At 72.9% G+C, this 13,027-nt stretch carries 10 protein-coding genes; all 10 read right to left on the bottom strand.

Translation table 11 applies throughout. From position 1 onward, the window contains the following. Positions 1–13 precede the first annotated feature (13 nt). From ACERZO_RS14495 to ACERZO_RS14540, 10 genes are read right to left on the bottom strand one after another with little or no spacing between them, the layout of a single operon-like run. Positions 14–4,057, bottom strand: coding sequence for a VWA domain-containing protein (locus ACERZO_RS14495; protein WP_372665149.1), 4,044 nt, complete (start codon positions 4,055–4,057; stop codon positions 14–16). Between the two features lie 30 nt (positions 4,058–4,087). Next, positions 4,088–5,065 (bottom strand): zinc ribbon domain-containing protein, encoded by a 978-nt coding sequence (locus ACERZO_RS14500; RefSeq protein ID WP_372665150.1) that lies wholly within the window; start codon positions 5,063–5,065, stop codon positions 4,088–4,090. A 3-nt stretch (positions 5,066–5,068) separates the two neighbouring features. Continuing rightward, entirely contained in the window at positions 5,069–5,608 is a 540-nt protein-coding gene (locus tag ACERZO_RS14505) for a phage tail protein (RefSeq protein WP_372665151.1), read from the bottom strand. Continuing rightward, positions 5,605–7,566, bottom strand: coding sequence for a putative baseplate assembly protein (locus tag ACERZO_RS14510; protein ID WP_372665152.1), 1,962 nt, complete (start codon positions 7,564–7,566; stop codon positions 5,605–5,607). Before ACERZO_RS14510 ends, ACERZO_RS14505 begins: the two co-directional genes overlap by 4 nt. Beyond that, the gene (locus tag ACERZO_RS14515) at positions 7,566–7,991 is read right to left on the bottom strand and encodes a GPW/gp25 family protein (RefSeq protein ID WP_372665153.1); all 426 of its coding nucleotides are present in this window, start codon (positions 7,989–7,991) and stop codon (positions 7,566–7,568) included. The genes ACERZO_RS14510 and ACERZO_RS14515 overlap by 1 nt, the downstream gene beginning before the upstream one ends. A 1-nt stretch (position 7,992) precedes the next feature. Next, entirely contained in the window at positions 7,993–8,274 is a 282-nt protein-coding gene (locus tag ACERZO_RS14520; RefSeq protein ID WP_360181615.1) for a PAAR domain-containing protein, read from the bottom strand. 12 nt (positions 8,275–8,286) lie between these two features. Next, positions 8,287–10,107: a VgrG-related protein gene (locus ACERZO_RS14525; RefSeq protein WP_372665154.1), complete on the bottom strand. Its 1,821-nt coding sequence runs from the start codon at positions 10,105–10,107 to the stop codon at positions 8,287–8,289. Next, positions 10,100–10,861, bottom strand: a complete 762-nt coding sequence (locus ACERZO_RS14530; protein ID WP_372665155.1) for a CIS tube protein — start codon at positions 10,859–10,861, stop codon at positions 10,100–10,102. The genes ACERZO_RS14525 and ACERZO_RS14530 overlap by 8 nt, the downstream gene beginning before the upstream one ends. Before the next feature lie 5 nt (positions 10,862–10,866). Then, entirely contained in the window at positions 10,867–11,313 is a 447-nt protein-coding gene (locus ACERZO_RS14535; protein ID WP_086680386.1) for a phage tail protein, read from the bottom strand. A gap of 11 nt (positions 11,314–11,324) precedes the next feature. After that, complete coding sequence (locus tag ACERZO_RS14540) at positions 11,325–11,681, bottom strand: hypothetical protein (RefSeq protein ID WP_372665156.1); 357 nt, start codon at positions 11,679–11,681, stop codon at positions 11,325–11,327. Between the last annotated feature and the right edge of the window lie 1,346 nt (positions 11,682–13,027).

Consider the following 13,027-nt stretch of genomic DNA (forward strand, 5'->3'; position numbering starts at 1 on the left):
CGTTTCCGGCGCCTCAGCCGCGGGTGACGAACGGCGGTTGTTCCGTGCGCAGCACGACCAGGATCGGGTTCGACTGCACCGCTTGGAACTTCGGCCCGATCACCGACGCCACCGACACCGTGCGCGGGCCGATCAGGTCGTGGTGGAAGATCAGGAACTGCGCCTGGAACTTCCCGTCCGCGCCGACCGTGACCAGGCCCGGGGTCGCCGAGATGCCGGCCGACCACGCCAGCCGGACCGTCGCGCCCGGCGGGAAGTCCGTGCCCGTCACGCGCGGCACGAAGCCCAGCGGGCCGATCCCCGGGTCCACCGTCACCACCGGCTGCCGGATCACCACGCGCGCGCTCGCCGCGTTGTCGGCGGCGGTCGTGTCCGGTCCGGTCGTGGCGATCGTCGCCGACACCGGGGCGTCGACGGCCGCCTTGGCCGCCAGCGCGATGCGGACCTCGACGGTCTGCCCCGGCGCGAGTGTCCCGAGCGCGCAGCTGACGCCGCTCGGCGCGCACCCCGGCGTCACCGAGGTCGCGGGCAGCCGGGGCGGCAGCTGGACCGCCAGGCGGACGTCCGGCATCGGCGCGCCGGAACCGTTGTGCGCCAGGAAGGTCAGCACGACGTCGTCGCCGCCGACGAACAGCGGCACCGCCGACACCGCCATCCCCAGCGACAGCGAGCCCGGTGTGATCGGCGGCGCCGGCTTCTCGGCGACGGTGACGACCGCGGTGGCGGAGTTGTCCCGCGCGTCGGCGTCGCCGCCGGTCGTGGTGACGGTGCCGGTCGCGGCCTGCGGTCCCGACACCACACCGGCCGCGCTGAACCGCACCCGCACCTGAGCGCCTGGCGCCAGCGTGCCGAAGGCGCAGACCAGCTCCGGTGTGCACGTCCCCGCCGTCGTGAGGGGCGCCTGCGGCCGCAGCCCGGCGGTCAGCCGGACGAACAGCCCGACGCCGGGCGCGGTCGCGGCCCCGTGGTTGGTGACCACGAACTCGACCGTCGTGAGCCCGCCGAACGCGACCGCGGCCGGGACGGCGGTGGCGGTCACGCCGACGTCCGCGATCCGCTGGAACGCCGGCTGCGAGGCCCCACCGGGACCGTCGATCAGGAGCGTGGACGCGCCCCCGGCCGACGGCACGATCCGGATGCTCGAGGGGCTTTCGCTGGGCGCGCTGTCGAAAGCGACGAGCGTGCCGTCGGGCGACCAGGCGGGGTTGTCGACGAAGTCGGTGTTCTGCACCAGCACCCGCGCGGGCCCGCCGTCGGCGGCCGCGACGCAGATCAGCCGGCTGTCGTTCCGGAACGCGATCGCGGCGCCGTCCGGCGACACGTCGGCCGAGCCCTGCCGTCCGGTGCCGCACGGTTCACCGAACGACGGCGAGAGGTCCCGCTGGGTCCCGGTGACGACGCTGTCCGGTCCCGGGGTGAGCGAGACCTGCCACAGCTCCTGCCGGTTCCCGCCCGGATCGACCGCCATGACGGCGGTTTCGGTGGCGGTGCCGTTCCGTCCGGTCGCGGTGCAGGTCACGGTGGTGGCCCCGACGGGGAACAGGCTGCCGGAGGACGGGGTGCAGAAGGGCGTGATCGCGGTTTCGCGGTCGGCGTCGATCGCGGTCGCGGGGTATTCGACGACGGTCGGGGCGGTCCCGGGCACGGTCTTGTCGTGCACGGTGATCAGCGGGAGCCGGGGATCTTTCACCCGCACGGTGACGTCCTCGGTGTAGCCGGGCCGCACGGTGGGTTCGCCGTTGAGCCGGAACTCGACCCGGCAGTGCAGGAAAGCGCCGAGCGGCGCGGAATCCGAGACGGTCGCGGTCTCGACGAACTTCGCGTTCGTGCCACCGGGCACCCGCTGCGCTTCGGGGGTGAAGGTCAGGGTGAGGCCGGGGTCGCAGAACGGCACCGGCTGCACGGCGACCGGCAGGTCGCCGATGCCCGCGATGATGGCGTCCGCGACCGACTTCTCGTCACTGGTCTGGGTGACGACCCCGCCGACCTCGGCGACGGTGTCGCTCGCCTGGTGCCTGCGGTCCAGTTCGTAGTCGGGATCGTTCGTCTCCCCGGTGAGGACGGGCACCGCGACCAGCTTGATCTTCGCGGCCCGCAGCTCGGCGCTGGCCGACAGCCGGGTCGCGGTCGCATCGCGCTCGGGGTTGCCGCTGGGGTCGTGGCTGGCCGCGTCGCCCACCAGCACGATGATCCGGCTGCTGTCCTCGCGGAAGCGGACGGCTCCGGTGGCGACCTTGTGCAGTGCGTAGATCCAGTCTTCGGCGATGTCGCCACCGCCGCCCCGGTTGACCTTGGCGAAGGCCTTGTCCAGCTCCGCCATCCCCGCGTCGTCGGCCGCGATCAGGTCCTGCTGGACCTGGAAGAGCCGCCCGAGCGGCGCCGGGTTGTCCGGGGGCGCGATCGCGTCGTCCCGGTCGCCGAACGCCGCCACCGCGAACCGGGCGTCCGGCTCCTTGTCGCGGATGGTGCCGATGACCGAGTGCAGCTTGGTCTTCATCTGGCTGAGGATGTCGCCCATCGAGTCGGTCTGGTCCATCAGCAGCACGATGTCCGGCCGCGGCGGGACCCGGTCGGTCGGGACGGTCTTGTCGATCGCCGCCGAAGAGCCCTGGCCCACGGGGATGTCCACCACCGCCGGGTCCACTCTGGACGGTCCCGGCGGCGCGACCCGCCTGGCCGCGCGCGTCAGCGTGATCTTCGTTCCGTCGGCCGACCACACCGGCTGCGAATCGTCGCCGCGCAAGTACGGCGGCAACGGGATGTCGCCGAGGACGCGGCCGTCCGCGACACGCACGATCCGCACGAAGTCCCGGCTGCCTTCGCCCTCGAACACCGTGTTCGTGAACGCGATCGTCGTCGCGTCCAGGGACCACGCCGGGTGCTGCTCGTGCTTGGTCCCCTCCGCGGGGCCGGTCAGCGCGCGGGGTGCGCTGCCGTCGGCGTTGGCCACCATGACCTCGGTCGCCCGGGACTCGCCGGGGCCGGCCTGGGTGTAGGCCAGCAGCGTGCCGTCGGCGGAGAACGCCGGGTCGAACTCGTCGGCGTCCGGGCGCTGGGTGAGGTCGCGGCGGTCGCCGCCGGTCGCGTCCGCGCTCCAGATGTCGGTGCTGCCGCCCGCGCGCAGCTCGGTGAACACCGGCTGCCCGTTCGCGCGGAACGCCGGCTCGGTCTCACCGGTGCCGGGCAACGCCGAAATGACCGAGACGCGGCCGCCGGAGATCTCCTTGACGTCGCCGAGCGGGTCCGGCGTGTGGGTCGTGAACGCCAGGCGCGTGCCGTCGGGTGACCACGCCGGCTCGGTCGAGTCGCCGGGATCGGGCACCGCGCGGGTGACCGCGCCGCCGGTGTCGGCCATCAGCACGACGTCGCCGGTCGGGTGGAAGCGCGTCGTGGTGAACGCGATCCGCGCCGGCCCCCACGCGGGCTGGGTGTCGGCGCCCGGGTCCGCGGTCAGGCGCGCCGGGGCGCCGCCGGTGGCCGGGACGGTGTAGATGTCCCCGGCCGGGTCGTCGCGGGTGCTGCTGAACACCAGGCGGGTGCCGTCGGGCGACCAGCTCGGCGAGTCGTCGGCGGCCGGGCCCGCCGTCACCTGGCGCAGGCCGCGGCCGTCCACGCCGATCACGAACAGGTTCCGGCTGCCGGTGCGGTCCGAGGCGAACGCGACCGTGCGGCCGTCCGGGGACAGCGCGGGGTGGGTGTCGACGGTCTCGTCGTCGGTCAGCCGCACCGGCAGCCGTGCGCCGTCCGCGAGGTAGTAGAGCTCGCCGTCCCGCTCGGCGCCCCCGGGCGACGCGGCCCGGTGGCTCACCCACACGATGCCCCCGGTGCCGGCGGACGCATCGGCGTCGACGCTCCCGATCCCGCGGGGCAACGCCGCCTGCGCGCCTTCCCCGGTCGCCTGGAACAGGCCGGTCGTGGCCGCGCTGACGTAGCCGACGCGGTAGGGCGCCGCCGGTGCGGGCGCCTGCGCCGCGGTCGGCGAGAGCGCTCCGCTGATCGCCCAGCCGCCGAGCACCGCGACGACCGCGACACCCGCCAGCGCTCGGTTCGCGCGCATGGTCGGTCCTCCCCAACGAACTTCGGTGACTCAGCCGGCCTCGAACAGCTCGATCTCGGAGATCGCGACGTCCGTGCCGTTGAGCGAGCGGTACAGCCCGGTCACGTGCAGCTCGACGCTCGTGGCGCCGCCGCTGTTCTCGATCGGGACTTCCTGGGCGTCCGGCGTGTCGGCCAGCACCATGTCGTAGGTCTTGCCGGTGGAGAACACCAGGTGCAGCTTCTGCGGCCGGTGCTCGGCCGGGAAGTTCGCCGCGTCACCGGAGTAGACGATCGCCTTCCGCAGGTCCGCCGGGTGGTCGAAGGTGAACACCAGCACCTGTTCCCGGTCGACCGGGGCGGCCCAGAACGTGTTCTTGGCGTTGTCGGTGACCAGCGGCGCCGCGTGCCCGTTCGCCTGCGCCGTCGCGGTCACCTTGACCGGGTGGACCGGGTTCAGCTTGGCCTCGAAGATGCCGGTCACCTGGCTCCACAACCCGGTCGCCGCGGTGTTGATCGCGCCGCGGAACGGCTGGTACAGCGCGTACACCAGCGCCGAGAGCACCAGCGCGACGGCGACGGCCCGGCGGATCACCTTGCCGACGGTCCGGCGCGCGGCCCCGGCCCGGCCGGTCCGGCGGCGGACGCCGTCCTTGCCCGGCCGGGCGCCCGCTTTGTGCTCCTTGGGTTTGCGGCCGAACAGCCGTCGCCACCACGACGTCTTGACGACCTCGGACTCGGCCAGCGACGCCCCGCAGCGGCTGCAGAAGTTGCGGGTGGGCGCGTTGCCCTTGCCGCACCGGCCGCAGATCAGGTCGCCGGGGGTGAGGACCTGTTCTTCGACGGTCTGCTCGACCGGCTGCCGGACCGGGGCGATCGGTTCGGCGGGCTGCACGACCTGCTGCTGCACCACCGGTTGCGCCCGCACGGCGACCGGGCCGTCGTCGTCCCACTTCAGGTACCGGCCGCATTCGCCGCAGAATTCGACGTCGGCGGGCCCCTGGTGCCCGCACTCCGCGTAGATGACCATCCGCTACCCCTCCACCACTTCCACCGCGACCCGCACGTGGGCGGGCACCGCCTCCACGACCGCCGCCGTCAGCCGCCGCCGGTCCACCCGGGCCGCGTCGGGCACCCGCACCAGCACCTGCACCCAGGCCGGTCCCGGGTCCGGCAGCGGCGCACCGGGCCGCGGCGAGGCGACGACCCCGCCGCTGTCGGTCACCTCGACCACCCCGCCGGTCAGCAGCCCCACGTGCTCGGCCAGGCCGCGCCGGGTGCCGCGCCACCGGTGCAGCTCGACCGAGCGCGTCACCAGCTGCCGCAGCTGCTCCGGGCTCCAGCTCTCGTCGACGCGCAGCGCGACCCAGTGCGCCAGCCAGCCGACGAAGTCCTCGGGCGCGACGCCGGGGTCGAGGTAGCCGGCGAAGTTGTCCAATGTGGACAGGACCGGGGCGAGGACCTCGTCGAGCGCGCTGGTGAAGCCCCGCACGAACCGGTCCTCCGCGTACACCGCGGGCAGCTGGTCGCCGATCGGGTGCGCGCTCGGCAGCCCCGGGATGCCCGTCCTCATGCGCCGGCCTCCCGCACGCGCACCTGGTGCCCGAACGAGAACGCGAGCGCCTGGGGCGGCAGGTCGAGCCGGTCGACCTGGTCGCCGCGTTCGCGGGTGATCGGGTTCGCGGCGAACAGGCGCACGTCCTCCACCAGCTCGACGCCGGGAAGCCGTTGCAGCACCGCGAAGACCTCGCCCGACTGCACCGGGCGCCCGAACGGCCAGCCGTCGCCGTCCGGGCCGCCGCTGAGCGGGTTGAAGTAGTCGTAGAGGGCCTGGGTCGCGCGGGCGCCGAGGGTGCCCGCCGTCGTCCGGCGCCGGGCCCGCAGCCGCGCGACCACCGTGACGCCCTGGTAGAACGGCGGCTCCACGGACACCAGCGCGCCCACGCAGCGCCGTTCGTCGAGGTGGCGTTCGATCCGGGCACGCATGCCGGCGTCCAGCATCAGGGTGGCGAAGGCGAGTTCGCCGGTGTCGGGCACCGCCGGCACGACGAGGACGCGGATCGCGCCGGTCTCGCGGCCGTCGGCGCCGTGCGCCGGGATGCACCGCACGCGGGCCGCTTCCGGCGCGGCTTCCCGCGCGAGCTGCTCGTAGTCCTCGGCCGTGACCGCGCGGTCGCGGGTGCGCAGCAGCAGCGGCCCGCGGACCTGCGCGTCCCGCACCGACTCGCCGTCCACGCCGCCGATCGCGGGACGGCGGTTCACGACGCTGCTCACGAACGGGATCGGGTCCCGTTGCACTTCGAGGACCTCGCGGGCGACGTTGCCGCGCCGCCCGCCGCCGGAGCGGTACTCGGGCACGCGGATCGCGGCGGACTTGGCCGGAAAGGCGCCGTAGTACCGCAGGCCGCCCTCGGGCTGGCGCACCGCGGGACCGAACACGACCTCGCCGCCGACCCGGTCGAGCACGACGTGCCGGTCGTCCGGCCCGGAACCGGCGAACGAGCGAACCTCGGTCCACTGCTGCCAGCCGTCCGGGCCGGACACCTCGACGACCAGCTCGCCGTCCCCGGCGACCACCGGCGGCCGGCCGAGCGGGAACCGCTGGCCCGGCGTGCCGTCGGAGGTCCCGACGATCTCGTTGCGGATGACCTCGGCGTGCACCGCGCCGGCCGTGCCGCCGATGGTCGAGGCCTCGACCGCGTGCAGCCGCGGCGAACGCTGGTAGAACGGCTGGTTCTCCTTGGCCTCGACCAGCCGGCACCGCAGCCAGCCCGCGCGGCGGCGGGCGAGCACCGACATCGTGTGCCCGGGCGGGACGTGCACGACGATGTCGCCGGCGCGGTTGAACGCGCCGGTGCTGTCCCGGTCGACCTCGCACGCCACCCAGCCGGTCCCGTCCCAGGCCTCCCACAGCCACGGCGGGTCGTGCGGGTCGACGCCCTGGCCCTCGACCTCGCAGTTCATCCGCAGCAGCACCGCGCAGCCGGGCACGGCGTCCGACAGCCCGAAGCAGACCGCGTCACCGGCGGCGGGGGTCTCGGCGAAGGCCGCCGGGCCACCGCCGACGAGCAGCTCGTCGGTGCGGTCGACCGGCGGCAGGCCGGTGTCGGACGTGCTGGTCGCCAGGTGCGCGAGCGAGCACGGCACGATGGTCAGCGTCCGCTCGACGGTGAACACCACGGGGTCCTCGACCTCGGTGCGCACGCTCGCGACCTGCTTGCCGGCCGCGACGACCACCGGGACGTCCCGGGCGGCCGAGAGCCAGAACGTCACGTCCGCGCGCGCCGCGGCCGGCGGGAACAGCTTGACCCCGATCAGGTCGAGGAACCGCAGGTAGTGCCGGTCGGGCACCCGGTTGAGCCGGTAGAGCAGCTGGTCGACCATCTGCGCGAACGTCTCGATCAGCGTGACCCCGGGGTCGGAGACGTTGTGGTCGGTCCACTCCGGACAGTTGCGTTGGACGAGGTACTTGGCTTCGTCGACCAGGTCCTGGAACCGGCGGTCGTCGAGGTTGGGCAGCGGCAGGGACATCACGCACCGTCCTCGATGGACTCGTGCGGCGGGATGACGTAGAAGGGGAACACGAGGTTGCGCGGGTCGTTCGTGCCGCGCAGGCGGTAGCGGATGTCGATCAGGAGGGTCCCCCGGTCGGCCTGGTCGAAGCTGACGACGACGTCGTCGAGGGTGATCCGCGGCTCCCAGCGCTCCAGCGCGACCCGCACCTCGTAGGCGATCTGCCCGGCGGTCGCCGCGTCGGCGGGCGCGAACACGAGGTCGTGCACCGCGCAGCCGAACTCCGGGCGCATCGGGCGTTCGCCCGGCGAGGTCGCCAGGATCAGCCGGATGCTTTCGACGACCTCGCGTTCGCCGCCGACCAGCGCGATCGAGCCGGTCGCGTCGGTGTGCAGCGGGAACGCCAGCCCGCGGCCGAGGAAGTCCTTCATCGGCACCGTCATGTCAGCCTCCGATCAGGACGGTCGGGCAGCCCATGACGATCGGCGCGCCGCAGGTGGCCAGGTCGCCCATCCGGGCCGCGGGCATGCCGCCGATGAGCACCGTCGGGCAGCCCGGCGGCGCGATCGGCGTCGGCGGATGCACCGCGGGCGGCGGGAACGAGCACGTGTGCAGCGTGCCGACGTTCGCCGCCGGCATCCCGCCGATGAGCACGGTCGGCACCCCCGGCCCGGCGATGACGCCCGGGTGCCCGGTCGGGTCGCCGACCCTCGCGGCTGGTGGCATGTCGCTCCCCCGTCAGTTGATCTTGACCACGCTGCCGCGCACGGTGACGACACCGCTGGCGGTCAGCTCCGTCTGGCCCTGGCCCGCGACCGAAACGGTGGCGCCTTCGAGCTTCGCGCCCGCGGTACCGTTCAGCTTCAGCTGCGTTCCCGCCTCGACGCTGGCGTCGGTCTGGGACTTCACCGTCACCTTCTGGCCCTTGAGTTCGAGCGGCCCGGTGCCGGCGTCGATGCTCACGCCGTTCTGCGCCTTGACCGTGACGCTCTTGCCGCTGGTCACCTCGATGACCTGGTTCTTCTGGTCGATCTTGACCACGAACTTCGCGTCCCCGGAGGACAGGGTGATCCCGTCCGCCTCGGCGAACTCCAGCTTGTGGCCCTTGCGCGAGACGAACCCGCGGACGGCGACCTCGCCGCTGGTGCCGTCGACGACCTCCTTGGTGAACTTCGGCGCGGTGTCCTTGCCGTTGTGCAGGCCGCCCAGCACGTAGGGCGCCTCGAAGTCGCCGTGTTCGAAGCCGACCAGGACCTCGTCGCCGACCTCGGGCAGCACCACCGCGCCCCGGTCCTTGCCGGCCCCGGGCTGGACCGTGCGGGCCCAGGTGCTGGTGAAGTCCCTGTCCAGCCAGGGGAACGTGAGCTTGACCCGGCCGAGCTTCGCCGGGTCCTTGAGGTCGCTGACCAGCGCGGGGACCAGCCCCGGCCACGACGAGCCGGACGACCCGCCCGCGACCAGGCCGTAGAGCGAACGTTCCTGGCGCCCGGACACGGTGAACTCGGTGGTGTAGCCGACCTCGGCGTTGAACAGGTGCCGCGTGCTGGTCAGCGTGTACTTGCCCGAGAAGGGCTGTCCGACACCGGTGAGCGTGACCGCGGTGCCCGCGCGCAGCTTCGGGTTGCCTTTGGCGACACCGTCGAGCTCGGTGCAGGCACCGCCGAACCGTTCGGCCAGCGCCTTCGCGGTCGCCTCCGCCTCGGCCTGGACTCGCCGGGGCGAGGCGGCGTCCAGGAAGGGCGGGCTCGCGAACTTCCCCGCCAGCGCCACCGGATCCACCCCCGGCACGTCCGTGCCCGCGTTCTTCGGGACCGCGGTGGCGGAGATCCCCCGCTTGGTCTCGTAGTCCCAGCCGGTGACCCGCACCTCCGGGACCTGCTCGGCCGCGGTGACGCTGGCGCGCAGGCTGACCAGCGTCCCGTGGGCCTCGAGGACCAGCGGGTCGGCGGTCGCCTTGGTGGTCGTCGAGGGCGCGCCGGCGGGCTTCTCGGGGAGCTCGAAGTTGAGTTTCCCGTCGCGGACGGCGATCTGCGCGCCCACCGCGTCGGCCAGCCGCGACAGGAACTCCCAGTCGCTGACGTTGTCCTGCCCGAGCTGGGTGTTCGGGCGGCCGCCGAAACCCGTGACGTTGTCGATCTTGCCGACCGGCAGCTTCGCGCGCTGGGCGACCTTGCGCACGACGTCCGCGATCGTCATGTTCGGGTACGCCGTGACACGGCGGCCGCGGAACAGCCGGTGCGCGTGGTCGTACCCGCGGACCTCGGTGAACGTCCCGTGCGGGTCGAGGTCGATCGCGACGGCGGTTACCTCGCCCGAAAGCAGGTCCTGCGGGGCTTCCGGGTCGGACGTCTGGACCTTCAGCTTGATCTTCGCCCCGACCTTGAACTTCCCCTTCTCCAGCACGACGGAACCGGGGTCGCGGAAGCGCAGCACGAAGGTGTCCGGCAGGTTCCGGCTGTCGTCGACGTAGGCGTAGCTGAGCATCACCTTGACGTCGTCGGGCAGCGCGGTCCCCTCGACCTCGATCATGAGGGTGTTCGTGAAGGTCTCGTTAGCCATCGAGCTCCTCCAGCGCGGGCACCAGCAGCGGGGTGCCGGGCCGCAGCCGCATCGGGTCGTCGATGTCGTTGGCGTCGGCGATCTCGCGCCACTTCCCGGCGTCGCCGTAGGCGCGGAACGCCACCGACGGCAGCGAGTCCCCGGCCACGAGCACGTGCGTGTCCCGGGCGGCGAGCGCACCGGAGGTCGGGTTCTGGCCGCCCAGCTCGCCCGAAATCTCCTCCAGGTTGACCGTGCAGACCGCGCGCACCGGCGTCCCGGACGGCGTGAACAGCGTGTACTTCGCGGTGACGGAGGAGACGTAGGCGGGGAAGCCGGTCATGCCGCCCCACTTGAAGATCACCCACGGCGGCGAAGGCTTCCGGCGCTGGCGGCTGTCCTCGGTGGCCACGCAGCAGGTGAACAGCTGCTCGACCTTCTTGACGACGGCGTCGTCCATCTTGCCGGTGGCGTCGAGGAACATCTCCAGCGTGAGCTTGGCCGGGTCGGAGCCCTTGAACTGCGGCGGCGCGCTCTTCTTGGCGTTGGGCTGGGCGTCCCGGCCCCACTTGGCGTTCTTGCTGACCGAGAATTCCTTGGGGTTGAACTGGAACTCGATGTCGAACATCCAGTCGCCGGGCGGCTGCCCGGTCCCGCCGGACTGCGGCGGCTTGTGAACCTTCAGCAGCGCGCGCTGGAGGTTGCTCGGCGCGCCCGAACTGTAGGCCGCCGTCGACTGGGAGCCGGCCGAGGTGAAGGTGACGGGTGAGGGCATCGGCGTCAGCCCTTCTTCGCCGGGCTGAGGAAGCCGTGGTGGGCCAGTTCGAGGGTTTCGGTGGCGACTTTGGGCGAGTCGGGCGAGAGCTGCGGCCCGCTCCACCGCACCGGGACGACGCCTTCCAGGGCCCAGCTGGCGATCACCTTGCCTTCGAGGGTGCGGGCCTCGATGGTCGCGGTCTTGCGTTCGATGCCGCTCGCCAGGCTGGCGAACCACTTGGTGATCTGGGCGCTGGCCTCGGTGACCGGGCGCGACAGCTTGATGTTCGAGTACTTGATCCGGGTCGGCAGCTGCCAGACCATGCCGTTGTTGCCGCCTTCTTCCCGCTGTTCCATCACGAACTCGCAGCCCAGGCCGTCGCAGCTGGAGAACGCGCCGAGGTTGCCGAGGTTCTTGTCGTCCAGCTTGACGACGTAGCAAACGGCGACGGCCTCTTCGGTGTCCGGCATCGGCATCTCCTTCAGTGCGGGCGATCGGTGAGCGCGCCCCGGCGCTCACGGTCGAGGCGGAGTTCGGTCTTGAGGCGGCGCAGGAGCGGGTCGAAGAGCTTCTTGACGAGTTCTTCGGTTTCCGGCGGCGGAGTGGGCGGAGCCGCTGGTGGCGCCGCCGGGGCGGGCGCGGGTTCCGGCGCTGGTGCCGGCTCCGGGGCGCGCTGGACGGCTGGTGGGTCTTGGCTGCTCGGTGCCGGCGGGGTGGGTTCCTCGTGGGTTCTCGCCAGCGGGAGGAGGATCGGCGGTTCGCTGTTGTGGGTGATCGGCGCCGGTGGTGTTTCGACCGCGCGGGCCACCGAGAGGGGTTCGCTGTCGGTGCGGTGCATCGGGCCTGCTGCGGTCGGTCGGGTGGGCAGCGGGGGGATCATGAGGGGTGAAGCGTCGAGGGTTCGCGCGACCGTGAGGGGTTGCTCGGCTCTTGGTGTCACCGGGAGGGTGAGGTGATCCAGTGCTCGGCTGACCGGTAGCGGCGTGGTTCCGCTTGTCGGGTTGGCCGGGAGGTCTTGGACCGCTCGGCTGATCGAGAGAGCCGCGGTTCCACTCGTCGGGTTGGCCGGGAGCGCTCTGGCCTCGCTGGTCCCTCCTGTCGGGAGTGGGAGGCTTTGGACCGCCCGGCTGACCGTGACGGCCGCCGTCTCGCTCGGCCGGCCGGCCGGGAGCGGGAAGCCTTGTGCCGCTCCGGTGGTCGGGGCGGCGAGGAGTGGGAGGTCTTGGACCGCCCGGCTGGCCGCGGCCTCGCTCGTCCGGTCCGGACGTGGGAAGTCCTGGACCGCTCGGGTGACCGGGAGCGCTGCGGCTTCGGTGGTCGGGTCGGCCAGGAGTGGGGAGTCCTGGACCGTCCTGCTAATCGGGAGCGCAGCGGTATCGCTCGGCCGGCCGGCCGGGAGCGGGGCGTCTTGGATCGCCCTGCTAATCGGGAGGGGCGCGGTCTCGCTCGGCCGGCCAGCCGGAAGTGGGGCGTCTTGGATCGCCCTGCTGACCGGGAGGGGCGCGGTCTCGCTCGGCCGGCCGGCCGGAAGTGGGGAGTCTTGGACCGCCCTGCTAATCGGGAGCGCTGCGGTCTCGCTCGGCCGGCCAGCCGGAAGTGGGTTGTCTTCAACTGCTCGGCTGACCGGGAGCGCCGCTGGTTCGCCGGTCGGGTCGGCCGGGAGCGCTGCGTTTTCGGTCGTGTGGATGACCGGGAGGGGCGGCTCGTGCGCCAGTGGTTTCACCGTTTCGACTGACCGTGCCACCGGAAGTGAAGGTTCCTGCGCCGACTGGGTGGCCGGGCTTTCGCTCGTCCGGGTGACTGGAAGCAGGGGCTCCTTCGCAGCTCGGCTTACCGGGAGTGCTTCGGTGGTTCGCGCAACCGGAAGCGGCGATTCCTGCATTGGCGGTTTCGCCGGCTGAGCTGCGGCCGCTGGCAGCGAGGGCTCCTGCACCGCTCGCGCCACCGGCAGCGCCGGGGTCTCGATCGCCGTCGCCGGAAGGGGCGCATACGGTCGCACCGTCGGGACAACCGCGGTCTCGGCCACCTGGGCCGGCAGGGGAGAATCCACTGGCTCACTCGCCGCGGACGGAAGAGGCGAACCCTGCACCTGTCGGGCTACCGGCAGGGCCGCACTCCCGGTCGCCGCGGCCGAATGGGGTGTCTCCGGCACCGCTCGCATCACCGAAAGGGCCGGAACTTCGC

The organism is Amycolatopsis kentuckyensis, from assembly GCF_041679295.1.
In the GTDB taxonomy this organism is placed as follows: domain Bacteria; phylum Actinomycetota; class Actinomycetes; order Mycobacteriales; family Pseudonocardiaceae; genus Amycolatopsis; species Amycolatopsis kentuckyensis_A.